Source organism: Pseudomonas sp. USHLN015, from assembly GCF_037153275.1.
Taxonomy (GTDB): Bacteria; Pseudomonadota; Gammaproteobacteria; order Pseudomonadales; family Pseudomonadaceae; genus Metapseudomonas; species Metapseudomonas tohonis.
The window spans coordinates 104,156-126,905 of the sequence record NZ_JBBCKP010000014.1; the positions used below are offsets into that span (position 1 = coordinate 104,156).

Below are 22,750 nucleotides of genomic sequence, written 5' to 3' on the forward strand. Positions count from 1 at the left end.
GGAGAACACCGCCGGCCGCGCCGGGCAGCAGCAGGAGATGACCGACATGGTCGCCACCGCCGTCCACGAGATGGGCCTGACGGTGCAGGAGATCGCCCGCAACGCCGGCAACGCCGCCCTCAGTTCGCAACAGGCGCGGGACGAGGCCCTGCAGGCACGCAAGGTGGTGGGCGAGTCCATCGACCATATCGAGAAGATGTCCGGGGAGATCGGCGGCGCGGCGGGCGCCGTCACCGAACTGGCCAACCAGGTGGCGTCCATCGACCAGGTGCTGGCGGTGATCCGCGGCATCTCCGAGCAGACCAACCTGCTGGCACTGAACGCGGCGATCGAGGCGGCCCGTGCCGGCGAGATGGGCCGTGGCTTCGCCGTGGTGGCGGACGAGGTGCGCACGCTCGCCAGCCGGACCCAGTCCTCCACCGACGAGATCCAGCAGATGATCCAGCGCCTGAAGTCGGGCGCCGAGACGGCGGTGACCTCCATGCACGCCGGGCAGTCGGCCACCGGCACCGGCGTCGAGGCCAGCCAGCGCACCGGCACGTCCCTGGCGGCGATCACCGAGCAGGTGGAGAAGATCAGCGACATGAACCACCAGGTGGCGGCTGCCACTGAGGAGCAGTCCTCGGTCACCGAGGAGATCAACCGCAACGTCCAGGGCATCGCCGACCTGGCCAGCGCCACCGCCGGCGAAGTACGCGCCTGCCGCGAGGATTGCCAGGTGCTCAGCCGGCTGGCCGACGACCTGGCCCGGCAGATGGGCAGCTTCCGTCTCTGACGGGGAGGGTCAGGCCGTTTCCAGGCGGTCGCGGCCCTTTTCCTTGGCCTGGTACAGCGCGTCGTCGACGCGCTTGAAGAAGGCTTCGGCATCGCCGTCGCGCTGCGCGTCGTAGCAGCCGACGCCGAGGCTGGCGGTGAGCGGCAAGCGCTCGCCCTTGAGCACCAGGCCCTTGGCCGCCAGGTCGCGGCGGAAATCCTCGGCCAGCTTGGACGCCTGCTTCAGCCCGGTGTCGGGCATCAGCACGCCGAACTCCTCGCCCCCTAGGCGCAGCAACGCATCGCTGTCGCGGCGGAACACCTCGCGCATGCGCTCGGCGAACTGCTGCAGGCACTGGTCGCCCATGGCGTGGCCGTGCTCGTCGTTGATGCGCTTGAAGAAGTCGATGTCCAGGAGCACCAGCGACAGCGGCGAGCCCTGGCGCGAGGCGGTGGCGACCATGGCCGGGAACAGGTTGTTGAACTGATAGCGGTTGCCCAGTTGGGTGAGGCCGTCGGTGCGGCTCAGGGCGTCCAGGCGCTGGCGCTGTTCCAGCAGTTGCAGCTCCAGCTCCACGGTGCCCAGGTATTCGCGGTGGCTGCGCGACAGCGCCAGCACCAGGTAGCTGAGGTAGAAGGCCAGGGTCACCAGCTCGGCCCGCTGCGGCTCGGGGTGGATGCCCAGGGCGATCAGGCCGGGCAGGTACAGCAGCAGGATGGCGACCACGGCGCGGCGCCGGCGCATGGCGAAGTTGAAGGCCATGGCGGTACTGAAGGCGATGGTGCTGAGGGTGGCGATGATCCGCGAGTCGGCGAAGTCGGAGGTCAGCAGCACCCAGGCGTGGGCCAGGCCCCAGGCCAGGCAGGTGGCGAGGATCAGCGTCCAGTGGCGGTTGAGCCAGCCCAGCAGCTCCAGTTCCGAGCCGTTCTTCGGCGGCACGTGGAGGATGCGCGCGGCCAGCATCAGGCCGAAGAACAGGGTGCCGGCGAGGCCGAGGCCGAGGTAGTGCAGGGGCGTGGCGCTGAACAGCCAGGCGAGCAGCCAGGCCAGCAGGTAGTAGAGGCCGCCGAGGCGCGTGCGGATGCGGGTGTCCTGGATCTCGCGCCAGAGGGCGAAACCCTCGGGGTGTTGCGGCAGCTCTGCGTCAGTCATGTGTTGTGATCACAAATACGGCTGGATCGGCAGAGCTTATCGCGTTCCTCGGCCGATAGCAGCACATGGCTATCGCAGTTCGTCAGCCGCGACGGATCATCCACACGCCGCCGATGATCAGCACCATCCCCGCGATCTTGCCGAGGCTGATGGGCGCCTCGCGGTAGCCGACCCAGCCGTAGTGGTCGAGCACCAGGGCCATGCTCAACTGGCCGGCGAGGACCAGGGCCATGAACAGCATGGCGCCGATGCGGGGGCCGGCGAAGGCGGCGGTGGCGATGAACACGGCGCCCAGCAGGCCACCGCTCCAGTGCCACCAGGTGAGCCCCTTCAGCGCCGCGAAGCTGGGCAGCTCGCGCTGCACGGCGGCCACCGCGAAGAGCGCCAGGGTGCCCACCAGGAAGGAAATCAGCGCGGCGCTCATGACGCTGGACACCTGCTTCGACAGCAGGCCGTTGATACCGGCCTGCAACGGCAGGAAGGCACCGGCGATGAAGGGCAGGGCGAGCAGCCACCAGGCACTGGGCATGGGTATCTCCTGTTTTCGGGGGGCGCACAGTATGCCGCCCGCCCCCCGGGCTGTCGCCCGTCAGCGCATCAGGGCCACTGCATCTCGCCCTTGAGCACCTTGGCGCTGAGCTCCAGGTCGGCCTCGCCGGCCAGGCCCGGGTAGCGCTTCTTCATGGCGGCGATCAGCGCGGCGGCGTCCTTGGCCTTGGGCAGTTCCTGCTCCAGCGCCTTCAGGTAGTCGCGGGTGAAGCGCAGGTCGTCGAGACCGGCGGCGCGTTCGCCCAGGTAGTGGCCGGGGATCACCTGCTCGGGCTTCTGCGCTTCGATGCGGTCCAGCGCGGCGACCCAGTTGCGGCGCGATTCGGCGCTCTGCGAGTCGGCGGTCCACACGTGCATGTTGCCGCTCACCAGTACGCCGCCCAGCTGGGTGTGCAGCGAGGGCACCCACAGGCTGGTGTGGGCCGGGTCGGCGCTGTCCAGGCCGATCACCTGGATGCGCTGGCCTTCCAGCTCCAGGCTGTCGCCTTCCAGCAGCTTCGGCACCACCAGGGCCTTGGGGGCTCCGTCCTTGAGGATCGGGCCCCAGTAGGCGAGCTTCAGGTCCTTGGTGGCCTGGATGTGCTCGATGGTCGGCGCGGTGGCCAGCACCTTGGCCTCGGGGAAGGCGCGCAGCAGGGTGTCCAGGCCGAAGTAGAAGTCCGGGTCGCCGTGGCTGATGAAGATGGTGGTCAGGCGCTTGCCGCTGGCCTGGATGCGGCGCACCAGTTCGTCGGCCTCGTGGCTGGAGAACTGCGCGTCCACCAGCAGGGCGTCGTGCTCGCCGAGGATCAGCGACGAGGTGACCGGGAACACGGCCTTGTCGCCGGGGTTGTAGACCTGCAGTTGCAGGGGCTGGGCCAGGGCGCTGCCGGTGGCGGCGATCAGGGCGGCGCCGGCCAGCAGGCGGCGCAGGGAAGCGAAGGGGGCCATTGCGAAATCCTCGATGGAAGAGGCGCCCAGGATAGTTGCTCGTAATGCAGCTAAAAACGCCATAATCCGCACTTGTTTGTTGCACATTCCGAGCGTTGAAATGGACCGGATAACCGCCATGCGGGTCTTCGTCGAGGTGGTGGAGCGGGGCAGCCAGACCGCCGCCGCCGAAGCCCTGGAAATGTCACGGGCGATGGTCTCGCGCCATCTCGCCGCGCTCGAGGAGTGGGCCGGCGCGCGCCTCTTGCACCGCAGCACCCGGCGCCTGAGCCTGACCGGCACCGGTGAGCAGATGCTGCCGCAGTGTCGCGAGCTCTGCGCCCTGGCCGATGCCATGCAGCACCTGGGCCGGGACAGCCGCGAGGCGCCGCGCGGGCGCTTGCGCGTCACCTGCAGCCAGTCCTTCGCACAGGCCTGGCTGGTGCACGAGATCGGCCGCTTCCAGGTGCACTGCCCGGGCGTGAGCGTCGACCTGCTGGTCAGCAGCCAGGCGGTGAACCTGATCGAGGAGCGCGTGGACCTGGCGCTGCGCATCACCAACCAGCTCGACCCCAACCTGGTGGCCCGCAAGCTCGCCACCTGCCGCTCGGTGGTCTGCGCCACCCCGGCCTACCTCGCCCGCCATGGCTTGCCGCGCAGCCCCGAGGACCTCGCCCGGCACAACTGCCTGACCTACTCCTTCTTCGGCCGCAGCCTCTGGGCCTTCTTCCGCGACGGCGAACCCTGCGCGGTGCCGGTGGACGGCAGCCTCAGCGCCAATGAGTCCATGGTGCTGCTGGAGGCCACCCTGGCCGACCAGGGCATCAGCCTGCAGCCACGCTACTCGGTGGCCGCGCACCTGCGCTCCGGCGCCCTGGTCCCCCTGCTGCCGGGCTACGAGCCCCAGGAGCTGGGCATCTACGCCCTCTACGGCACCCGCCGGCAGATGCCCACGGCCCTGCGTCTGCTGCTCGACCACCTGGCCGAACGGCTACAGGACGACCCCGACTGGGACGTTTGAGCCGCAGCTTCCCGGGCTGAAGCCCGGGCTACGGTCCGGTGGCTGCCGGGCACGGCTGCTTCTGTGGAAGCGGATTCATTCGCCCGGCGGAGAGCTTCGCGAGCAGAGCTCGCTCCTACGAGGGGGCTGGGCACTGCTTTCTCTTTGTGGGAGCGGATTCATCCGCGAAAAAGCCGCCGGGTTGCACCCGACCTACGGCCTGGCATTCGTAGGATGGCGTAGAGCGCAGCGAAACCCATCGAGCGGAGTGACAGGCGTGCCCCTAGAGCCGCGCCGCCAATTCCGCGCCTTCGCGTATCGCCCGCTTGGCGTCCAGCTCACCGGCACGGCGGGCGCCGCCGATCAGGTGCAGGCGCAGGTGGTCGGAGCCCTGCACCGGTTGCAGCTCGCACAGCGGCTCCTGGCCGGCGCAGATCACCACGTTGTCCACAGGCAGCACCTGTTCCCGGCCCTCGATCTCGATGTGCAGGCCGTCGTTGTCGATGCGCCGGTAGGCGACCCCGCCGAGCATGTGCACGCCGTTGCGCGCCAGGTGGGCGCGGTGCACCCAGCCGCTGGTCTTGCCCAGGCCACTGCCGAGGGCGCCGGGCTTGCGTTGCAGCAGCCAGATTTCCCGCTGCGGCTTGGTGGGCTCGGCTGCCACCAGGCCGCCCGGCGTGCTGCCGCCCAAGTCGATGCCCCATTCCGCGCGCCAGCGCTCCGGGCTGGGGCCCCGCTCGTGAAGCAGGTAGGCGGCGAGGTCGAAGCCGATGCCACCCGCGCCGATCAGCGCCACTCGCGGGCCCACAGTGGCGCCTTGCAGCACCTGCAGGTAGCTGAGCACCTTGGCGTGATGGATGCCCTCGATGGCCGGCAGGCGCGGGCGCACGCCGGTGGCGACTACCACGTCGTCGTAGTGGCCGCTGAGCTCACCGGGGGCGATGCGCCGGCCCAGCACCAGCTCCACGCCCAGGCGCTGCAGGCGGGTGCGGAAGTAGCGCAGGGTCTCGTCGAACTCTTCCTTGCCGGGAATGCGCCGGGCCAGGTTGAACTGCCCGCCGATGGTGTCGGCGGCCTCGAACAGGGTGACCCGATGCCCGCGTTCGGCGGCCACGCAGGCTGCGGAAAGCCCCGCCGGGCCCGCACCGACCACGGCGATGCGCTTGTGCTGGCGGGCGCGGGAATAGCGCAGCTCGGTCTCGTGGGCGGCGCGCGGGTTGACCAGGCAACTGGCGCGGCGGTTGGCGAAGGCGTGGTCGAGGCAGGCCTGGTTGCAGGCGATGCAGGTGTTGATCTCGTCACCCTGGCCGGCGGCGGCCTTGGCCACGAACTGCGGGTCGGCCAGCAGCGGGCGGGCCATGGACACCAGGTCCGCCTGGCCGCTGGCGACGATGGCCTCGGCCAGCTCCGGGGTGTTGATGCGGTTGCTGGCGATCAGCGGGATGCGCAGCTCCTGGCGCAGCCGCGCGGTGACCTCGACGAAGGCGCCGCGGGGCACCGAGGTGACGATGGTCGGCACCCGCGATTCGTGCCAGCCGATGCCGGTGTTGAGCAGGGTGAGGCCGGCGTCCTGCAGGGCGAGGGCGATTTCGCGCACCTCGTCCCAGGTGTTGCCGCCTTCCACCCGGTCCAGCAGCGACAGGCGATAGCCGAGGATGAAGCGCTCGCCAGCCATGCGGCGGATGCGCCGGACGATCTCCAGCGCGAGGCGCATGCGGTTTTCCAGGCTGCCGCCCCAGCGGTCGCGGCGCTGGTTGGTGCGCGGGCAGAGGAACTGGTTGAGCAGGTAACCCTCGCTGCCCATCACCTCGACGCCGTCGTAGGCGGCCGCCTTGGCCAGGCGCGCACAACGCACGAAGGCACGGATGGTCTTCTCGATGCCGCGCTCGCTCAGCTCCCTCGGGGCGAACCAACTGATGGGCGACTTGAGCGGCGAGGCCGAGACCACCAGCGGGTGGTAGCCATAGCGCCCGGCGTGGAGGATCTGCAGCAGGATGCGCCCGCCCTCGGCGTGCACCGCCTGGGTCAGGCGTCGGTGCGCCGGCACCTCCATGCCGCCGGTGAGGCTGCTGCCCAGGGGCAGCAACCAGCCCTCGCGGTTGGGCGCGAAGCCGCCGGTGATGATCAGCCCGACGCCGCCCCGGGCGCGCTCGCGGTAGTAGGCGGCGAGCTTGCCGAAGTCCCACAGGCGGTCTTCCAGCCCGGTGTGCATCGAGCCCATCACCACGCGGTTGCGCAGCTGGACGAAGCCGAGGTCGAGGGGAGACAGCAGATGCGGGTAGGGCGATGGGCTGTGCATGGGGCGCCGTCGTGGAAGGGGAACGGACCCTCACCATAGAAAGATGCGCGGACGCGGTGAACGGCCCGGCTGACGGCATCGCCAGGCATTTCGGTCAAGGGCTGTTGTGCCCGGCGCCTTTGCGCGGCGTGCTTCACTGGGGCTTATGGTCCCGGGCTACGGGGATTGCAGCCAGTGGGGGACATCGCGCGCTTCATGCAGAACCCGCCACACATCGATGCTGCCTTCACGCTCGATGTAGAAGATCAGATAGGGAAAGCGCTTCAGGGCCCAGGTGCGCAGCCCGGGCAGATCGAGTTCGTGTGCGTAGCGTGAAGACCCGGATTCCGGGTGTCGCGCAATAAGCCTGTAGGCGCGTTCGAGTGCATCGATGAAGCGAAGTGCCGCCTGCTCGGCGTCTTCGCTCAGGTAGTGGCGGATGATGTCGTCGACATCCTGGCTGGCTCGTACCCGCGGAACGACGGTCCTGGCCTTCATGCTTGGCCGTTGCGCACCCGGTTGCGCAGCCTCTCGAAGTAATGCTCGTCAGCCGGGGCTTCAGGTGCGGAAGTGGCGCCCTCCAGCAGCAGGCCGCGCAGGCGCTGGCGGTCCTGATCCTTGCGGATCAGCTCGCGCACGTATTCGCTGCTGGTGCCATAGCCGCGTTGGCTGACCTGCTCATCGACGAAGCTCTTGAGCGCCTCGGGCAGGGAGATGTTCATGGTGCTCATTGGGGAGCTCCTCATTGGCAAATTTTGCCAAGGAAGCTTAGCACTGGGCTTCCCGATATATCCGTTTGCCGGGTATCAGCTGGCAGCGATCCGCATGAGGTTCCCCAGCCCGAACAGCAGGATGACCGCTACCCACAGGCATTTGCAGAAGAACGGGAAGCGGCGGGGGCGGAGTTGCAGCAGTTGCCCCCTGACGAACATCGGGTCGAGTGCGATGGCGCTGAACAGGGCGATGATGGCCAGCCATTCACAGAGGCCGCGCACCATCATGGACGTGCTTTCGAGGGCGGCGATGAACGGCAGGGTGATCAGCGCGTAGGTCAGGGCGAAGCCGAGAAGGCAGAGCACCGAGACGCGCTGCCTGGGGTTGAGGGCGTTCCATTCCAGCATGGCCACGATCCTGAGAGGGCAGCGGATCATAGGTGATGTCGCGGCAGCGATGGTCGGCACCGATTCATTTTTCTGCGTCAGCACCTCACTTGGCTTTCGATCTCAGCCCCTCACCGGCCCGCCTTCATCGCCACCCTGTATCCCGCCCGCTTCATGCATGGCCGCCGTGGCCCGGCCGAGGATGGCACCGACCACCTCGTCCTTCCCGTCGGTGTAGGCGTCTCGATCGGTGGGGAAGCGCTCGGCGAGCTGGCGCTTGACCCGGGCGTACTCGGCGGCGTCCTCGGGGTGGTTGCGCAGGTGGTCGCGGAACAGCAGGTGGCGCACGGCGTTGGCCTGGGTCATCACGTGGACGTGGTGGGTACGGCCCCTGCCCCTGGGGGGCATGCCCTTGACGAAGAACATGCGGTCGGTGGCCGGGTTGTCGCGCCAGAACTGGTAGCCGAGCGCTTCCAGCGGGGCGACCAGGCGCTGCCAGTCGTAGCCGGGCGGGGGCAGAAGGAGGATGTCGATCACCGGCTTGGCGGCGAGGCCGGGGACCGAGGTGCTGCCGAAGTGCTCCAGGCGCAGGCCCGGGATCGCCAGGGCGTCGCTGATGGCGGTGGCTTCCTCGCGGTAGCGGCGGGGCCAGTCGGGGTCCGGGTCGACCACCTCGATGCGGTCGCTGCCTGCATTGCTCCAGTGGGTGCCGTCGAAGGTGGGTTCATCGGCTGGCGGGGTCATCCCTGTTCCTGGCATGGCGGTCAGTCGCTCGGGGTCAGTGCGCGGTCCATCAGCACCAGGGCGACGCGACGGCCGTCCGGGTCTTGGCGTTCGGCGATGCCGTTGAGCTGGTAGCCCAGGCGGGCATAGAGCAGCAGCCCGGCGGCGTTGGCGTTGAAGCAGGAGATGCGCAGGCGGGTGGCGTGGTAGTGCTCGCGGGCGAGGTTCTCCATGACGCCGACCAGGTACTGGGCCACGCCGTGGCCCCGCGCCCAGGGCGCGACCATGAGGTTGCCGAGGGCGCAGAAGTCGTTGTGCTGCCACTGGTAGAAGTTGGCGAAGCCGGCGACGCGGCCCTCCAGCAGCACCACGGTGTTGTCGCGGCGCTCGGCCATCACCGCGGCGAGCTGGCCGACGGTGAGCGGCCAGATGCCCTTGGGGTAGCAGAAGAACAGTTCGTCGCGGTCCTGGGGGAAGCCGACGACCTCGTCGAGATCGGCGGCCTGGGCGGGGCGGTGGCTGAGGGCGGTATCGAGTGCGGTCATCGGTGCTCGGTCATTGCGGAGGGTATTGGGCGAGGACCTTGGCGACGGTCTCGCGGATCGCGGCTTCGCGTTCGGCCGGGGTCGGCGGGTCGGTGCGCATGATCTGCCCGGCGCTGCCGCGCCAGACCAGCTTGCCGTCCTTGCCGTCGTAGAGGTCGACCTGGAGGGTGGCGACCTTGTAGTCGTAGGTGCGGGTCTCGGTCATCGCCGGGCCGCCCCAGTAGTTGCCCCAGTAACCGCCCCAGTAGCCGCCGTAGCCGGTGGTCACCTGCTGCTGACGATCGTCGACGATCAGCCAGCTCTGCACCTTGAGGTCCCCGGCCGCGCCGTTGGCGGCGGGACGCAGGCCGCGCTGGTCGAGCTGCTGGGCCACGGCTTCGCGGATGCGCTGCTCGGTGAGGTCGCTCTTGATGCGCGGGTCGTCGGGGCTGTACTGCAGCGCGGGCTCCTTCCAGCTCCAGCTGCGGTAGGCGGCGAAGTCGCGGTTGCGGTCGTAGTCGCGGTTGATCTCGTAGCTCTGGCAGGCGGCCAGGAGCAGGAGGGCGGAAGCGATGAACAGACGGCGGAACATGGTTGGATCTCCTCTGCCGGAATCACTATCCAAGCGCAAGCCAGAGCGGCCGGCAAGAAGATTTCGTGCAGGCCGGCAATGGCGTGCATGTGGATCGCGACGGCGCGCGGCGGTTCCGCTTTTCGGGCCGCGAAGCGGTGGTCGGGTCGCCTTCACGGCTCAGCGCGGCGGGTAGTTCTCCAGGGCTTCCCTGATGGCTTCGCGCAGCGCGGTGGTGCGGTCGCTGCGGCTGCCGCTGGCATCGCTCTCGGCGCTGCCGCTCCACACCGGCTGGTTGTCGCGGGCGTCGTAGAACTCCAGGTAGACCACCGCCACTTCCTGCTCGTAGGTGCGCACCAGGGGCACGGTGGCCCAGGCGCCGTACTGGTCGCGGTAGGGGCCGTTGCCGTAGTAGGCGCCGCTGGAGTCGTTGTACTGGCGCAGGCGCTTCTCGAAACGAAGGCTGGCGGCGACCTTGAGGTCGGCGGCGGCGGGCTCGCGGGACTGGCGCAGGCCGTGCTGGTCCAGCCCGGAGTTGACGATGTCGACCATCTGCTCCGGCGTCGCCCAGCTGTTGCCGGCGGGCAGGCGGCCGTTGAGCCAGGTCCAGTTGCGGTAGCGGCCGAAGTCGCGCGGCGGCGCCGGGTAGGCGGAGCGGTCGAAGGTGGTGGCCGCCTCCGGTGGGGCCGGCGGCATCGGCCTGGATTCGGCCTTGTAGGGGTTGGCGCTCTGGCAGCCGGCGAGGGCCAGCAGGGCGAGGGCGGTGAATGCAGGAAGGGCAGTGCGTTTCATGGGGCCTCCGTCGAGGCGAGCCCGCAGCGGGCTCTCTTATTGGGGTCTGCAGATCCAGTGCAGGTACCGCCCCAACCCCATGAAGCTCGGGTGGCGACGGTGGGCCAGCTCCATTTCCAGGAGGTCGACCAACTCGGCCTTGGCCTGGAATTCACTCGGCATGTAGTCATGGAAGACCCGCACGCCGCTCCGGGTTTCGACCTGCCACAGGCCGTCGAGTTGCCCGGCCAGCTCCCTCGGGTCCAGCGGCTGTTGCGGAGTCAGGCTCTGGCCTTCGCCGGCGAAGCGGTTGCGCCGCAGCTTGCGGAAATGCCCCTTGAGCAGGTTGCGGTAGATCAGCGCATCACGATTGTAGAACGCCAGGGACAACCAGCCGCCCGGCGCCGTCAGCTGGTGCAGCACGGGGAGGATGGCGTGGGGCTCGGCGAGCCATTCCAGCACGGCGTGGCAGAGCACCAGGTCGTAGGGCTCGGTGAGCTGGCCGAGCAACTCCTGCCAGGGCGCCTGGATGAAGGTGGCCTCGACGCCGGCCTCGGCGAAGCGCGCGCGGGCACCTTCGAGCATGGGCTCGGCGGGTTCGGCGAGGGTCACCTGGTGGCCGCGCTGCGCCAGCCACAGGCTCATGTGGCCGAGGCCGGCGCCGACATCCAGCACCCGCAGCGGGCGGTCGGGCAGGGCCTCGGCGAGGTCGGCCTGGAGCACCGCGAGGCGGATGGCGCCCTTGGCGCCGCCGTAGATCTTCTCGGCGAAGCGCGTGGCGAGTTCGTCGAAGTGGCGGTCGTCGGGGGTCGGGGCGCTCATCGGACGAAGCGCCTCTCGCTGTCGGCCAGCTTGGCGCGGACCGCCTGCTCCATGTCGATGCCCAGTTCGCTGCACATCAGCAGCAGGTAGAGGACGATGTCGCCCACTTCCTGGCCGGCGTGTTCGAGCGCGTCGGCGGGCAACTGGCGGGACTGGTCCTCGCTCAGCCACTGGAAGATTTCCACCAGTTCGGCCATCTCGACGCTGGCGGCCATGGCCAGGTTCTTCGGGCTGTGGAATGGCCGCCAATCGTTGTGGTCACGGATGGCGTGCAGGCGTTGGGTCAGTTCTGCGAGGTTCATGCGGCTCTCCTGGAGCCGCATAGCTTGGTGCGGCGGCTGGCGCCGCGCAAGCGTCGGCCGTCAGCCCTGCAGCGGGCCCCAGCTGCCGGCCATGTGCGGAAGGTCGTCCTTGCCGCGCAGGGCGAACTGGCCCAGGGCGGCGGGCGCGCTGGCCAGCAGGCGCACCTCGGCGGGTAGCAGCACCGGCTTCTGGAAGCGCACCTCCACTTCGTAGCCGGCATCGGGCAGGCGCGGGGCGAGGGCGGCCAGGGTGCGCGCCTTGTTCCACAGGCCGTGGGCGATGGCGCGGGGGAAGCCGAACAGCTTGGCGGTGGGCGCCGAGAGGTGGATCGGGTTGTAGTCGCCGGCGACCTTGGCGTAGCGCCGTCCGATGTCCGCCGGGGCGCGCCAGTGGTCGATCTCTTCCAGCGCCAGGGCTTCGCTTTCCGCACGCTCGGGGGCGCTGCCATCGAGGCGCATGCCGCGGAAGAGGATGCGGCTGTCGCCTTCCCAGAGCAGGCCGAGCTGGTCTTCCAGGCGGGTGATCAGGCTGAAGGTCACGCCCTTGTCATGGGGGCGCAGGCCCTCCACCGCGACGCTGACGCGGAAGGGCCCGAGGCCGCCGAGGGTGCGCAATACGCGGATACGATTCTCCAGGTGCACCAGGCCCAGCAACGGGAAGGGGAAACGCTTGTCGGTGAGCAGTTGCATCTGCAGCGGGAAGGCGAGGATGTGCGGGTAGGTGGGCGGCAGCTGGCCGTTGTCCTTGAAGCCGCAGACCTGCCGGTAGCGCGCCAGGCGCCGGGCGTCCACGTCCACCTGGCTGCGCAGGCCGAGGTCCGGCAGGGTGCGGCCGGTGGCGCCACGGCGCAGGGCTGCGCGGGCGAACAGGCCGGGCAGGGCGGGTGGTGCGGGCAGGTCGAGCCAGTCGGTGGCCATGGGCAGTCTCCTCGTTGCGGACCGGTGCAGCTTAGCCGCCCGCAGGCGGGGTGCATTGGCCGTGGGGCAGGGGGCGCTGGCAGGCGAGTCAATCCGTCTGCAATCGCTATCCGCGCCTTGAGCGGGGGGCCTGAAGATGCATAAGATGGCCCCCGCCCCGCATAACAAGAACATTCAGAAAATGATGCGTGATCTGACCGACGACGTGGCGCTGATGCGCCCGGTGATCGACGCCCTGCGAGCCAGCGGTGCCGACCCTGACAAGGTGCTGGTGCGTGTCGGCCTGCCGCCGGGCGGGCTGCCCGCCGGCCGCTTCCCCCATGCGGCGCAGACCCAGTTCTGGAAGGCCGCCGCCGAGGAGTGCGCCGAGGAACACGTCGGCCTGCACCTGGCCGGTCACCTGCCGGCCTTCCACGGGCTGCTGCTCGAATACCTCTTCCTCTCCAGCGAGACCTTCGGCGAAGGCCTGCGCCACGCGCTGCGCTACGTGCGGCTGCTGTCCGACACCCTCAACGCGCGCCTGGAGGTCGAGGGCGAGCGCGCCGTGCTGTCCCTGGGGCAGGACGCCAGCATCAACCGCCACTTCCCGGAGATGCTCGCCGGCGCTGTGATCCGCCTGTTCGACGCCCTCACCGAGGGCGATTTCAAGGCCTGCGAAGTGCAGCTGATGCACACCGAGGGCGCGGCCGCCGAGCGTTACCTGGCGGTGTACGGCTGCCCCGCGCGCCTCGGCGCCGAGCGCTACGCGCTGGTGTTCGATGCCGCCGTGCTGGACAAACCCTCGCGCCACGCCGCCCCGGAACTGCTGCGCATGCACGAATCCCTGGCCCGTCGCCAACTGGCCGAAGTGGAACGCCTGGACCTGGTGCGCAAGGTGCGCGAGCTGATCGGCGAACTGCTGGTAGACGGCGGCGCCACCCTGGAACAGGTCGCCGCCCGCCTCAACATGCCCGCCCGCCGCCTGCGCGAACGCCTGGCCATGGCCGGCGTGCGCTTCAACGACCTGGTCACCGACTACCGCTGCCGGCTGGCCAAGGAACTGCTGCTGAAAACCGACGAGCGCATCGAAGTGATAGTCGAGCGCACCGGCTTCTCCGAACCGAGCACCTTCTACCGCGCCTTCAAGCGCTGGGTGGGGGAGACGCCGGTGGAGTTCCGGCGACGGGGGAGGCCAGCGGGGAACTAGCTACAAGCGGCAAGTTTCAAGCCGCAAGCAAGGGCCGCGCGTAGGGTGGGCTTCAGCCCACCGATCACACCGCAACATCAAAGCCGGGCACAGGTCCCGGCTTTTTCTTGTCGCTTGCAGCTTGAAGCTTTTAGCTGCTCCTAGGCGCCCCGATTGCATCGCTGGTGGGCTGAAGCCCACCCTACGAGTGCCACCGACTCCCCGCCACGCCATGCTCTTTCTTCCAGCTTCCAGCTTCCAGCTATCCGAGCCCCTCAAATGCATAGGCTGGGCCACCCACTCCCAGCCACTCCGAGCTCTTACTTGCCGCTTGCAACTTGAAGCTTGCAGCTGCCTTTAAGCCCCCAACAAACTCTGCCCACACACCCGCATCACCTGCCCGGTCAGCGAGCCGGAGCTGGGCTGGGCGAACCAGGCCACGGCTTCGGCGACGTCCTGGGGCAGGCCGCCCTGGCTCATGGAGTTCATGCGGCGGCCGGCTTCGCGGATGGTCAGGGGGATGGCGGCGGTCATCTGGGTCTCGATGAAGCCCGGCGCGACGGCGTTGATGGTGATGCCGCGCTTGGCCAGGGCCGGGGCCCAGGCCTGTGCCAGGCCGATCACGCCGGCCTTGCTCACCGCGTAGTTGGTCTGGCCCATGTTGCCGGCGATGCCGCTGATGGAGGCGATCAGCACCACGCGGCCGTTGTCGTGCAGCTTGCCGGCGTCGAGCAAGGCCTGGGTCAGCACCTGCGGGGCGTTGAGGTTGACGTTGATCACCGAGTCCCAGAAGGCATCGCTCATCTTCGCCAGGGTCTTGTCGCGGGTGATGCCGGCGTTGTGCACCACGATGTCGAGGCCGTCGGGCAGCGCCTCCACCAGCTGCGCGGCGGCGTCGGCGGCGCAGATGTCCAGGGCGATGCCGCGCCCGCCCAGGCGGGCGGCCAGGGCGTCGAGGGATTCCTTGGCCTGGGGCACGTCCAGCAGCACCACCTCGGCGCCGTCGCGGGCGAGGGTTTCGGCGATGGCCGCGCCGATGCCGCGGGAGGCGCCGGTGACCAGTGCCTTCAGGCCATTGAGCGGGCGGCTCCAGTCCCTGACCTGGGCACTGCTGGCCGAGAGGCGCAGCACCTGGCCGGAAACGTAGGCGCTCTTGGGCGAGAGGAAGAAGCGCAGGGCGCCTTCGAGCTGGTCCTCTGCACCCTTGCCGACGTACACCAGCTGCACGTTGCCGCCGCGGCGGATCTCCTTGCCCAGGGAACGGGTGAAGCCTTCCAGCGAGCGCTGCACGGCGGCGGCCACGGTGTCCTTCAGCGACTCCGGCGGGCGGCCCAGGACCACCACGCGCGGGCACTTGCCCAGGCCCTTGAAGGCCGGCTGGAAGAAGTTGCGCAGCTCGATCAGCTGCTCGAAACGGGTCAGGCCACTGGCGTCGAACACCAGCGCCTTGAGTTTGGGGCCGTGCTCGGCGGTCCAGCGGGCCAGGCCGAAGCGGCCCTCCTCGGTGGCGAAGGACTTGTCGGTGAGCTTGTTCAGCACAGCGCTGGCGGCTTCGGCCAGGGCCCCTTCACCCCCCAGCAGCAGGGCGCCATCCACCGGCCGGGTGCGGCCCGCCATCCAGCGCTCCAGGCGCATCGGCGCGGGCAGCCCGAGGGCGCCGACCAGGCGTCGGCCGGCATTGGAGTTGGCGAAGGCGAGATAACGGTCGGACATGGGGGCAGGCTCCTGCACGCATAAGAAGTGGGGCTCACTCTACGCAGACAACACAATCGCGCAATTGACCGTGTTGACCACTCTGTTGGCAAGGCGGCCAATGCGACGGCCAGGCGGGCGGCTAGTCTTGTGGCCAACGTTGCGCACCGCAATCCATTCCCCAGGCAAGGAGTCACCCATGACCCAGCTGCGCCGGGTCGCCATCGTCGGCGGCAATCGCATTCCGTTCGCCCGTTCCAACACGGTGTACGCCACCGCCACCAACCAGCAGATGCTCACCAGCGCGCTGGAAGGCCTGGTGGAACGCTACAACCTGCACGGCGAGCGCATCGGCGAGTTCGTCGCCGGTGCCGTGCTCAAGCATTCCCGTGACTTCAACCTGGCCCGCGAATGCGTGCTGGGTTCGCGCCTGGCCCCGGAGACCAGCGCCTACGACATCCAGCAGGCCTGCGGTACCGGCCTGGAGGCCGCCATCCTGGTGGCCAACAAGATCGCCCTCGGGCAGATCGACAGCGGCATCGCCGGCGGCGTCGACACCACCTCCGACGCGCCCATCGGCGTGCACGAGGAGCTGCGCAAGATCCTCCTGGAGGCCAATCGCGGCAAGACCACCGGCGACAAGATCAAGAGCCTGCTCAAGGTGCGCCCGCGCCACCTGGCGCCGCACATCCCGCGTAACGGCGAGCCGCGCACCGGGCTGTCCATGGGCGAGTCCTGCGAGCTGATGGCGCAGACCTGGTCCATCCCGCGTGACGAGCAGGACGCCCTGGCCGTGGCCAGCCACCAGAAGCTCGCCGCGGCCTATGCCGAAGGCTGGCAGAACGACCTGCTGACCCCCTTCCTCGGCCTGACCCGCGACCAGAACCTGCGCGCGGACATCAACCCGGAGAAGCTCGCCACCCTCAAGCCGGTGTTCGAGAAGGGGCCGCGCGGCACCCTGACCGCCGCCAACTCCACCCCGCTCACCGACGGCGCCTCGGTGGTGCTGCTGGCCAGCGAGGAGTGGGCCAGGGCACGCGGCCTGCCGATCCTCGCCTACTTCAAGGACGGCGAGGCGGCGGCGGTTGATTTCGTCAGCGGCAAGGAAGGGCTGCTGATGGCGCCGGTCTATGCGGTGCCGCGCCTCCTGGCACGCAACGGCCTGACCCTGCAGGACTTCGACTACTACGAGATCCACGAGGCCTTCGCCGCCCAGGTGCTCTGCACCCTCAAGGCCTGGGAAGACGCCGACTACTGCAAGACCCGCCTCGGCCTCGACCAGCCGCTGGGCTCGATCGACCGCAGCAAGATGAACGTCAAGGGCAGCTCCCTGGCCGCCGGCCACCCCTTCGCCGCCACCGGCGGGCGCATCGTCGCCAACCTGGCGAAGCTGCTTTCGGTGGCGGAAAAGGGGCGCGGGCTGATCTCTATCTGCGCCGCAGGCGGCCAAGGTGTGACCGCGATCCTCGAAAAGTAATCCAATACCCGTGGCCGCAATTCATCGCTGGCCGCGTGATGTAAGCAACTCCGTGATTTAGGGCGGCCCACTGGTTGGGCCGCCCTTTTTTTCGCCCGTTTTTCGAGGGCGCACGCGCCGAAGGTTGGCGCCGAGCGCAGCGAGGCCCAACGGTGCGATGCCCGGGCCAGCCTGCGTCAGGCGGCGCTTGCCTGTGCCCTGGCCAACGCGTGGCCGCGGCTGGCGTAGCGCTCGGCCATCACCGAGCAGACGATCAGCTGCATCTGGTGGTAGAGCATGATCGGCAGCAGGATCAGGCCCAGTGCCGGGTTGGCGCCGAAGATGATCGCCGCCATGGGCGCGCCGGCCGCCAGGGATTTCTTGGTGGCGCAGAACACCGCCGCGATCTCGTCCTCATGGTTGAAGCCCAGCGCCCGTGCCGAACGGGTGGTGGCCCAGAGCATCGCCGCCAGCAGCAGGGCGCTGCCGACGAAGGCGATGACCAGGGTGGCCGGTCCCTGCTGCTGCCAGATGCCGCCGGCCACCGAATCGCTGAACGAGGCGAACACCAGCAGCAGGATCACCAGCTTGTCGAACACCGCCGTGTAGCGCTTGTAGCGGGCGAAGAACCTGCCCCACAGCGGGCGCAGCGCCTGGCCCAGCACCAGCGGCAGGAGCAGCAGCAGGCTCAGGTCGATCAGCGTCTCGCCCAGGTCGATGCTGCCGTTGGCGTCGGCCACCAGGCTGATCAGCCAGGGCGTGAGGAACACCCCCAGTAGGCTCGACAGGCTGGCGTTGAGGATCGCCGCCGGTACGTTGCCGCCCGCGCTGCCGGTCAGCGCCACCGAGGAGGAGATGGTCGAGGGCAGGGCGCAGAGGTAGAAGAAGCCCAGCATCAGCGCCGGCGGCAGGTGCGTGCCGAACAGCCGGTCCACCGCCAGCCAGGCCAGCGGGAACAGGCCGAAGGTGAACACCTGCACCATGATGTGCAGGCGCCAGTTGCTCAGGCCCTTGCGGATCTGCTCGGTGGACAGGTTGATCCCGTGCAGGAAGAACACCAGGAACACCCCGGCGTTGATCAGGCTTTCGGCATGCAGCGTGCCGCCGTGGCGGCCGATGTCCGGGAACAGCCAGGCCAGCGCCACGGCCAGCAGCATGCCGCCGAGGAACCAGTCGGTGACCAGGCGCTTGAGGGGTTTGAGTGCCGACATGGAACCTCCGGGCAGCCGATGGGATTGAGGCGGCAGGTTAACGGGCGCACAATCCGGCCGTCTAACGACAGCGGATCAGAAGATGTCGCCAAACGGACAGCTCGACCTGCAACGCAGCATCCCCGACCTCAGCGCGTTGCCCCGGCCCCTCTACGCCCGTGCGGAAAGCCTGCGCGCCGGCTCCTGGACGGCGCGCCACAGCCATGACTGGGTGCAGCTCTCCTACGCCATCAGCGGCGTGCTCGGTGTGCACACCGCCGCCGGCAGCTTCTTCGCCCCGCCGCATTGGGCGATCTGGGTGCCGGCGGGCCTGGAGCACGAGGTGGTCACCTCCATGCATGCCGAGATGCGCAGCCTCTACGTGCGCCGCGACGCCTGCACCTGGGCGCCGGACCACTGCCGGGTGCTGGAGGTGACGCCGCTGGCGCGTGAGCTGATCAAGGGCTTCTGCGAACTGCCGGTGGCATACCCCGAGGGCGACAGCCCCGAAGCCCGCCTGGTGGCGGTGCTGCTGGACCAGCTGCGTGCCCTGCCGGAGGCGGGCTTCTCCCTGCCCATGCCCTGCGAGCCGCGCCTGCTGCGCCTGTGCAACGAACTGGTGGCCCAGCCCGACCTGGCCCGCCCCCTCAGCGAATGGGCCGGCCTGCTCGCCATGTCGGAAAAGACCCTGATGCGCGCCTTCCAGCGCGAGACCGGGCTCAGTTTCCGCCAATGGCGCCAGCGCCTGCGCCTGCTCGCCGCCCTGCAACCGCTGGAGCAGGGCGACAGCGTCACCCAGGTCGCCCTCGGCAGCGGCTACGACTCGCCCTCGGCCTTCATCGCCGCCTTCAAGGGCCTGTTCGGGGTGACGCCGGGGGAGCTGTTCCGCTGACGCAGCCCGCTCCGACAGGTCCTTGAGTCGGGTGCGGTTTCCCTGAGCCCCGCGAAACCCATTGGCTCCGGTGATGGGTTTGGCTCTGTCTGCGTTAGCTGTTGTGGATTTCGAAAAGGCTCAAGCACGGTCCTTTCAGGGCCATTCTGGATTCCTGCAACGCCCGCCGCATGGGTTTCGCTTCGCTCTACACCATCCTACGAAAGCCGCCCGCCGCTGCGTTTACCCGGTGGTGAGGCAGCGGCAAAAAGCCCCTCCGCAAGACTCGGCAATCAACCGGGCTCCAAATCCTCTAGCAACACTTAACGCAGACAGAGCCATGGGTTTCGCTCCGCTCGACCCACCCTGCGGGAGTTGCAGGCGCACTCGGGCGCTCGACTCCACTGAACGCCGGGCCCCGCCTTTCCAACCGCCGGCCGCTGGCTAAGCTGAATTGCGGTGGACGAGCACAAGGACAGACCCATGTTGCGTGCCTCTGTTTGGCTGGTGCTGATGCTGCTGGCGCCCCTGGTGCTGGGCGGGTCCGCGCGGCTCGACTTCGATGCGGGCGAGGCGGCCTGGCTGCAGGACCACCCGCGCGTGCGCGTCGGCGTGCCGCGCCATGGCTGGCCGCCGTTCGACCTGGTCGACGCCGACGGCAGCTACCAGGGCATCAGTGCCGACTTCCTGCGCCTGGTGGGGGAGCGCCTCGGCCTGGGCATCGAGCCGGTGCTCTTCGATGACTGGCAGCAGGCCCAGGACGCACTGCGCGAGCGCCGTGTCGATGTCCTGCCATCCATGGCCAAGGTGGCCTCGCGGGAATCCTGGGCGGCCTTCAGCGAGCCCTACCTGGTCAGTACCAGCCTGCTCTTCACCCGTCGCGAGAGTGCATGGCAGGGGCTGGGCGACCTGGCCGGCAAGCGTGTCGCGGTGGAGCGTGGCTACGCCGTGCAGGGCAAGCTGCGCGAGCGTGCACCGGGGCTGTTGCTGGTGGAGGCGGCCGACACCGAGGCGGCGTTGCGCGCCGTGTCCTCCGGGCGCGCCGATGCCTACGTGGGCAACATGATCGTCGCCAGCTACCTGATCCGGCAGCTCAACCTGAGCAACCTGGAGCTGCGCGGCGAGTCCGGCCTGGGCAGCAGCCAGCTGCACTTCGCCGTGCGCCGCGACTGGCAGCAGCTGGCCGGGCTGATCGACCACGCCCTGGCCAGCATCGACCGCGAGGAGCGCGAGGCGATCATGGATCGCTGGCTGCCGCCGCTCACCGAGTTCAACTGGCGCAAGGCCGCGGAGGTGGGCTGGCCCTACGCGCTGGGGGTGATCGCCCTGGTGGGCTTCGTGCTGCTGTGGAACCGCCGGCTGGCGGTGCAGGTGGAGGAACGCCGCCGCGCCGAGGCCGAGGCGGAACGCCAGCGCAGCACCCTGCTGGCGCTGGTCAACGCCATCCCCGACCCGATCTGGTTCAAGGACGCCGATGGCCGCTACCTTGGCGCCAACCAGGCGTTCGCCGACCTCATCGGCCAGAGCCGCGAGGCACTGCAGGGGCGCACCGACGCCGAACTGCTGCCCACCGAACGGGCGCGCATGCGGCTGATCCAGGACCAGGCGGCGCTGGCCCTGAGCCTGCCGTTCGAGAGCGAGGACTGGGTGGTGCAGCGCGATGGACGCAAGGTGCTGTTCGACACCATCCGCGCCACCTTCCAGGACGACAAGGGCCAGTTGCTGGGCCTGGTGGGCGTCAGCCGCGACGTCACCGCGCGCAAGCACAGCGAAGAGGCCCTGGCCCAGGCCAAGGAACTGGCCGAGGAAGCGGCCCGGACGAAGGCCGACTTCCTCGCCAACATGAGCCACGAGATCCGCACCCCGATGAACGCCATCATCGGCATGACCCACCTGGCCCTGCGGGCGGGCCCCGAACCCCGGCAGCGCGAGTACCTGGGCAAGATCCAGCAGGCCAGCCAGCACCTGATGGGGGTGATCAACGACATCCTAGACTTCTCCCGCATCGAGGCCGGCAAGCTGAACATCGAGCGCATCGACTTCGACCTGCAGCAGGTGCTGGAGAACCTCTCCGGGCTGGTCAGCGAGAAGGCCGCCTGCAAGCAGCTGGAACTGGTGTTCAACGTCGACCCGCAACTGCCCCTGCAGCTGGTGGGCGACCCGCTGCGCATCGGCCAGATCCTCATCAACTACGCCAACAACGCGGTCAAGTTCACCGAGCAGGGCGAGGTGGAGGTGATCGTCCGCGGCGAGCCGCGTGGCGGGCGCGAGCTGGAGCTGTACCTGGCGGTGCGCGACACCGGCATCGGCCTCGACGCCGAGCAGCAGGGGCGCCTGTTCGAATCCTTCCAGCAGGCGGACAACTCCACCACCCGGCGCTATGGCGGCTCCGGCCTGGGCCTGGCCATCTGCCGGCGCCTGGCCGAGGCCATGGGCGGCGAGGTGGGCGTCGACAGCCGGGTGGGCGTCGGCAGCCTGTTCTGGTGCCGACTGCCGGTGCAGGTTTCCGCGCGCCAGCCCCACGAGCTGCTGCTGCAGCCCGACCTGCTCGATCGCCGGGTGCTGGTGGTGGACGACAACGACGCCGCGCGCCAGGTGATCAACGACATGCTCGCCAGCCTGGCGCTGCGGGTCGAGGCGGTGCAGTCCGGCGAGGAGGCGCTGCTGCGGGTCGCCGAGGCCGAGCGCGAGGGCGACCCGTTCGAGATCGTCTTCATCGACTGGCAGATGCCCGGGCTGGACGGTGTCGAGACCGCCCGCCGCCTGCGCCTGCTGGGCCTGGCCAAGCCGCCGCGCCTGCTGCTGGTCACCGCCCATGGCTTCGACGACCTGGGCGACACCGGCAAGGTCGGCATCGACGAGGTGCTGCACAAGCCGCTCAACCCGTCGGTGCTGCTGGAGGCCTCCCTCAGCAGCCTGGGGCGGCGGCGCAGTCCCGAGCCGACCGGCACCGCCGCGCTGCTGGAGGCCATGCCGCGCTTCGAGAACCAGCGCGTGCTGCTGGTCGAGGACCACGCGCTGAACCGCGAGGTGGCCACCGCGCTGCTGGAGGAGAGCGGCCTGCGCATCGACCAGGCGGAGAACGGGCTGGATGCCATCGACCGCCTGCGCTGGCAGCCGCCCGACTACTACGCGCTGGTGCTGATGGACATGCAGATGCCGGAGATGGACGGCCTGGAAGCCACCCGCGAGCTGCGCCGCGACCCGCGCCTGCGCGACCTGCCGATCATCGCCATGACCGCCAACGCCCTGCCCGGGGACCGCGAACGTTGCCTCCAGGCGGGCATGAACGACCACGTCGGCAAGCCCATCGAGCCCCTGGAGCTGTGGGCCACCCTCCGCCGCTGGCTGCGCAGCGACGGGCCGCGGGGCGAGGTGAAGACGGGCGCCGCCGTCGGCCTGCCGGACTGGCGGCTTCCGGGCATCGACCTCGCCAGCGGCCTGCGCCGGGTGCTGGGCAAGCAGCAGGCCTACCTGGGGCTGCTGGGCAAATTCGCCAAGGGCCAGCGCCAGTTCGTCGGCGAATTGCGCCAGGCCCTCGGCGATGGCGACCGCGAGCGCGCCGAGCGCCTGGCCCACAGCCTGCGCGGGCTGGCCGGCAACCTGGGCGCGGCGCAGTTGCAGGCCCAGGCCGGTGAGCTGGAGCGCGGCATCCGCCAGGGGGCGCGCCTGGCCCAGCTGGAGCGCCCATTGCTGGAGCTGGAACCGCCGTTGCTGGCGCTGGTCGGAGCCATCGACGAACTCCTGCGCGAGCAACGCCCGGAGCCCGAGGCCGCCGCCTGCGACCCGACGCACCTGGTGCCCCTGTGCAAGCGGCTGGCGCAGCTGTTCGAAGACGACGATCCGCGCGCCGGAAAGCTCTTCGAAGAACAGGCGCAATTGCTGCGCAGCGCCTTCAATGAAGGCTATGGCCCCCTGGAGGCGGCGGTGCGGGGTTACGACTTCGAGACCGCCCTGGCGGTGCTGCGGGAGATGGCGGGGCAACGCGACATTTCACTCTGAC

General features: G+C 69.4%; 22 protein-coding genes. 6 read left to right on the top strand and 16 right to left on the bottom strand.

The window, feature by feature from the left end; all coding sequences use genetic code 11:
- Positions 1-46 precede the first annotated feature (46 nt).
- A complete protein-coding gene (locus WFQ67_RS30555) occupies positions 47-775 on the top strand; it encodes a methyl-accepting chemotaxis protein (RefSeq protein WP_442969632.1) in 729 nt (242 codons plus the stop codon).
- A 9-nt stretch (positions 776-784) separates the two neighbouring features.
- On the opposite strand, the gene WFQ67_RS26000 is transcribed toward WFQ67_RS30555, so the two are convergent.
- From WFQ67_RS26000 to WFQ67_RS26010, 3 genes are all read right to left on the bottom strand, one after another.
- Positions 785-1,906 carry a GGDEF domain-containing protein gene (locus WFQ67_RS26000; RefSeq protein ID WP_213626436.1) on the bottom strand — a complete coding sequence of 374 codons (1,122 nt, stop codon included), beginning with the start codon at positions 1,904-1,906 and terminating at the stop codon, positions 785-787.
- A gap of 82 nt (positions 1,907-1,988) precedes the next feature.
- On the bottom strand, positions 1,989-2,435 hold the full coding sequence (locus WFQ67_RS26005; RefSeq protein ID WP_173171554.1) for a DMT family transporter: 447 nt from the start codon (positions 2,433-2,435) through the stop codon (positions 1,989-1,991).
- 68 nt (positions 2,436-2,503) lie between these two features.
- Positions 2,504-3,385: an MBL fold metallo-hydrolase gene (locus WFQ67_RS26010; protein WP_337058602.1), complete on the bottom strand. Its 882-nt coding sequence runs from the start codon at positions 3,383-3,385 to the stop codon at positions 2,504-2,506.
- Positions 3,386-3,485: 100 nt separating this feature from the next.
- Here WFQ67_RS26010 and WFQ67_RS26015 point away from each other — a divergent pair, with 100 nt between their 5' ends.
- Positions 3,486-4,385, top strand: coding sequence for a LysR family transcriptional regulator (locus WFQ67_RS26015; RefSeq protein WP_213626435.1), 900 nt, complete (start codon positions 3,486-3,488; stop codon positions 4,383-4,385).
- Between the two features lie 262 nt (positions 4,386-4,647).
- Here the strand turns inward: WFQ67_RS26015 and WFQ67_RS26020 are convergent, their stop codons facing one another.
- The 11 genes from WFQ67_RS26020 to WFQ67_RS26070 all read right to left on the bottom strand — a co-directional run bounded on the left by WFQ67_RS26020 (position 4,648) and on the right by WFQ67_RS26070 (position 12,373).
- Positions 4,648-6,663, bottom strand: a complete 2,016-nt coding sequence (locus tag WFQ67_RS26020; RefSeq protein WP_337058603.1) for an NADPH-dependent 2,4-dienoyl-CoA reductase — start codon at positions 6,661-6,663, stop codon at positions 4,648-4,650.
- Positions 6,664-6,819: 156 nt separating this feature from the next.
- Positions 6,820-7,140: a type II toxin-antitoxin system RelE/ParE family toxin gene (locus tag WFQ67_RS26025; protein WP_213626430.1), complete on the bottom strand. Its 321-nt coding sequence runs from the start codon at positions 7,138-7,140 to the stop codon at positions 6,820-6,822.
- Entirely contained in the window at positions 7,137-7,373 is a 237-nt protein-coding gene (locus WFQ67_RS26030; protein ID WP_213626428.1) for a type II toxin-antitoxin system ParD family antitoxin, read from the bottom strand. Before WFQ67_RS26030 ends, WFQ67_RS26025 begins: the two co-directional genes overlap by 4 nt.
- A 75-nt stretch (positions 7,374-7,448) precedes the next feature.
- Positions 7,449-7,763 carry a hypothetical protein gene (locus WFQ67_RS26035; protein WP_213626426.1) on the bottom strand — a complete coding sequence of 105 codons (315 nt, stop codon included), beginning with the start codon at positions 7,761-7,763 and terminating at the stop codon, positions 7,449-7,451.
- Between the two features lie 102 nt (positions 7,764-7,865).
- Complete coding sequence (locus tag WFQ67_RS26040; protein ID WP_213626424.1) at positions 7,866-8,486, bottom strand: GrpB family protein; 621 nt, start codon at positions 8,484-8,486, stop codon at positions 7,866-7,868.
- A 20-nt stretch (positions 8,487-8,506) separates the two neighbouring features.
- Positions 8,507-9,010, bottom strand: a complete 504-nt coding sequence (locus tag WFQ67_RS26045; RefSeq protein ID WP_213626422.1) for a GNAT family N-acetyltransferase — start codon at positions 9,008-9,010, stop codon at positions 8,507-8,509.
- Between the two features lie 10 nt (positions 9,011-9,020).
- Positions 9,021-9,581 carry a DUF4136 domain-containing protein gene (locus WFQ67_RS26050; protein ID WP_213626420.1) on the bottom strand — a complete coding sequence of 187 codons (561 nt, stop codon included), beginning with the start codon at positions 9,579-9,581 and terminating at the stop codon, positions 9,021-9,023.
- 159 nt (positions 9,582-9,740) lie between these two features.
- The gene (locus WFQ67_RS26055; protein ID WP_173171570.1) at positions 9,741-10,352 is read right to left on the bottom strand and encodes a DUF4136 domain-containing protein; all 612 of its coding nucleotides are present in this window, start codon (positions 10,350-10,352) and stop codon (positions 9,741-9,743) included.
- A gap of 36 nt (positions 10,353-10,388) precedes the next feature.
- Positions 10,389-11,153 (bottom strand): methyltransferase domain-containing protein, encoded by a 765-nt coding sequence (locus WFQ67_RS26060; protein WP_337058604.1) that lies wholly within the window; start codon positions 11,151-11,153, stop codon positions 10,389-10,391.
- Positions 11,150-11,455 carry a nucleotide pyrophosphohydrolase gene (locus WFQ67_RS26065; RefSeq protein ID WP_213626419.1) on the bottom strand — a complete coding sequence of 102 codons (306 nt, stop codon included), beginning with the start codon at positions 11,453-11,455 and terminating at the stop codon, positions 11,150-11,152. The genes WFQ67_RS26060 and WFQ67_RS26065 overlap by 4 nt, the downstream gene beginning before the upstream one ends.
- Before the next feature lie 60 nt (positions 11,456-11,515).
- Positions 11,516-12,373 carry a MaoC family dehydratase gene (locus WFQ67_RS26070; RefSeq protein ID WP_337058605.1) on the bottom strand — a complete coding sequence of 286 codons (858 nt, stop codon included), beginning with the start codon at positions 12,371-12,373 and terminating at the stop codon, positions 11,516-11,518.
- A 184-nt stretch (positions 12,374-12,557) separates the two neighbouring features.
- On the opposite strand from WFQ67_RS26070, the gene WFQ67_RS26075 reads away from it, so the two are divergent.
- A complete protein-coding gene (locus WFQ67_RS26075) occupies positions 12,558-13,559 on the top strand; it encodes an AraC family transcriptional regulator (RefSeq protein ID WP_263154504.1) in 1,002 nt (333 codons plus the stop codon).
- Between the two features lie 336 nt (positions 13,560-13,895).
- On the opposite strand, the gene WFQ67_RS26080 is transcribed toward WFQ67_RS26075, so the two are convergent.
- A complete protein-coding gene (locus tag WFQ67_RS26080; protein ID WP_337058606.1) occupies positions 13,896-15,251 on the bottom strand; it encodes a 3-oxoacyl-ACP reductase in 1,356 nt (451 codons plus the stop codon).
- 178 nt (positions 15,252-15,429) lie between these two features.
- Here WFQ67_RS26080 and WFQ67_RS26085 point away from each other — a divergent pair, with 178 nt between their 5' ends.
- Complete coding sequence (locus WFQ67_RS26085) at positions 15,430-16,707, top strand: acetyl-CoA C-acetyltransferase (protein WP_263151350.1); 1,278 nt, start codon at positions 15,430-15,432, stop codon at positions 16,705-16,707.
- A 176-nt stretch (positions 16,708-16,883) separates the two neighbouring features.
- On the opposite strand, the gene WFQ67_RS26090 is transcribed toward WFQ67_RS26085, so the two are convergent.
- The gene (locus WFQ67_RS26090; protein ID WP_337058607.1) at positions 16,884-17,897 is read right to left on the bottom strand and encodes a bile acid:sodium symporter family protein; all 1,014 of its coding nucleotides are present in this window, start codon (positions 17,895-17,897) and stop codon (positions 16,884-16,886) included.
- Positions 17,898-17,979: 82 nt separating this feature from the next.
- Between WFQ67_RS26090 and WFQ67_RS26095 the strand changes: the two genes are divergently transcribed.
- Entirely contained in the window at positions 17,980-18,768 is a 789-nt protein-coding gene (locus WFQ67_RS26095) for an AraC family transcriptional regulator (RefSeq protein ID WP_337058608.1), read from the top strand.
- Positions 18,769-19,230: 462 nt separating this feature from the next.
- Positions 19,231-22,749 (top strand): response regulator, encoded by a 3,519-nt coding sequence (locus WFQ67_RS26100; protein WP_337058609.1) that lies wholly within the window; start codon positions 19,231-19,233, stop codon positions 22,747-22,749.
- The last annotated feature ends 1 nt before the right edge of the window (position 22,750 follow it).

Bases quoted from the DNA above. Each gene is read 5' to 3' on its own strand.
- WFQ67_RS30555 (WP_442969632.1), top strand. From the start codon at position 47: ATGGTCGCCACCGCCGTCCACGAGATGGGCCTGACGGTGCAGGAGATC.
- WFQ67_RS26000 (WP_213626436.1), bottom strand. From the start codon at position 1,906: ATGACTGACGCAGAGCTGCCGCAACACCCCGAGGGTTTCGCCCTCTGG.
- WFQ67_RS26005 (WP_173171554.1), bottom strand. From the start codon at position 2,435: ATGCCCAGTGCCTGGTGGCTGCTCGCCCTGCCCTTCATCGCCGGTGCC.
- WFQ67_RS26010 (WP_337058602.1), bottom strand. From the start codon at position 3,385: ATGGCCCCCTTCGCTTCCCTGCGCCGCCTGCTGGCCGGCGCCGCCCTG.
- WFQ67_RS26015 (WP_213626435.1), top strand. From the start codon at position 3,486: ATGGACCGGATAACCGCCATGCGGGTCTTCGTCGAGGTGGTGGAGCGG.
- WFQ67_RS26020 (WP_337058603.1), bottom strand. From the start codon at position 6,663: ATGCACAGCCCATCGCCCTACCCGCATCTGCTGTCTCCCCTCGACCTC.
- WFQ67_RS26025 (WP_213626430.1), bottom strand. From the start codon at position 7,140: ATGAAGGCCAGGACCGTCGTTCCGCGGGTACGAGCCAGCCAGGATGTC.
- WFQ67_RS26030 (WP_213626428.1), bottom strand. From the start codon at position 7,373: ATGAGCACCATGAACATCTCCCTGCCCGAGGCGCTCAAGAGCTTCGTC.
- WFQ67_RS26035 (WP_213626426.1), bottom strand. From the start codon at position 7,763: ATGCTGGAATGGAACGCCCTCAACCCCAGGCAGCGCGTCTCGGTGCTC.
- WFQ67_RS26040 (WP_213626424.1), bottom strand. From the start codon at position 8,486: ATGACCCCGCCAGCCGATGAACCCACCTTCGACGGCACCCACTGGAGC.
- WFQ67_RS26045 (WP_213626422.1), bottom strand. From the start codon at position 9,010: ATGACCGCACTCGATACCGCCCTCAGCCACCGCCCCGCCCAGGCCGCC.
- WFQ67_RS26050 (WP_213626420.1), bottom strand. From the start codon at position 9,581: ATGTTCCGCCGTCTGTTCATCGCTTCCGCCCTCCTGCTCCTGGCCGCC.
- WFQ67_RS26055 (WP_173171570.1), bottom strand. From the start codon at position 10,352: ATGAAACGCACTGCCCTTCCTGCATTCACCGCCCTCGCCCTGCTGGCC.
- WFQ67_RS26060 (WP_337058604.1), bottom strand. From the start codon at position 11,153: ATGAGCGCCCCGACCCCCGACGACCGCCACTTCGACGAACTCGCCACG.
- WFQ67_RS26065 (WP_213626419.1), bottom strand. From the start codon at position 11,455: ATGAACCTCGCAGAACTGACCCAACGCCTGCACGCCATCCGTGACCAC.
- WFQ67_RS26070 (WP_337058605.1), bottom strand. From the start codon at position 12,373: ATGGCCACCGACTGGCTCGACCTGCCCGCACCACCCGCCCTGCCCGGC.
- WFQ67_RS26075 (WP_263154504.1), top strand. From the start codon at position 12,558: ATGCGTGATCTGACCGACGACGTGGCGCTGATGCGCCCGGTGATCGAC.
- WFQ67_RS26080 (WP_337058606.1), bottom strand. From the start codon at position 15,251: ATGTCCGACCGTTATCTCGCCTTCGCCAACTCCAATGCCGGCCGACGC.
- WFQ67_RS26085 (WP_263151350.1), top strand. From the start codon at position 15,430: ATGACCCAGCTGCGCCGGGTCGCCATCGTCGGCGGCAATCGCATTCCG.
- WFQ67_RS26090 (WP_337058607.1), bottom strand. From the start codon at position 17,897: ATGTCGGCACTCAAACCCCTCAAGCGCCTGGTCACCGACTGGTTCCTC.
- WFQ67_RS26095 (WP_337058608.1), top strand. From the start codon at position 17,980: ATGTCGCCAAACGGACAGCTCGACCTGCAACGCAGCATCCCCGACCTC.
- WFQ67_RS26100 (WP_337058609.1), top strand. From the start codon at position 19,231: ATGTTGCGTGCCTCTGTTTGGCTGGTGCTGATGCTGCTGGCGCCCCTG.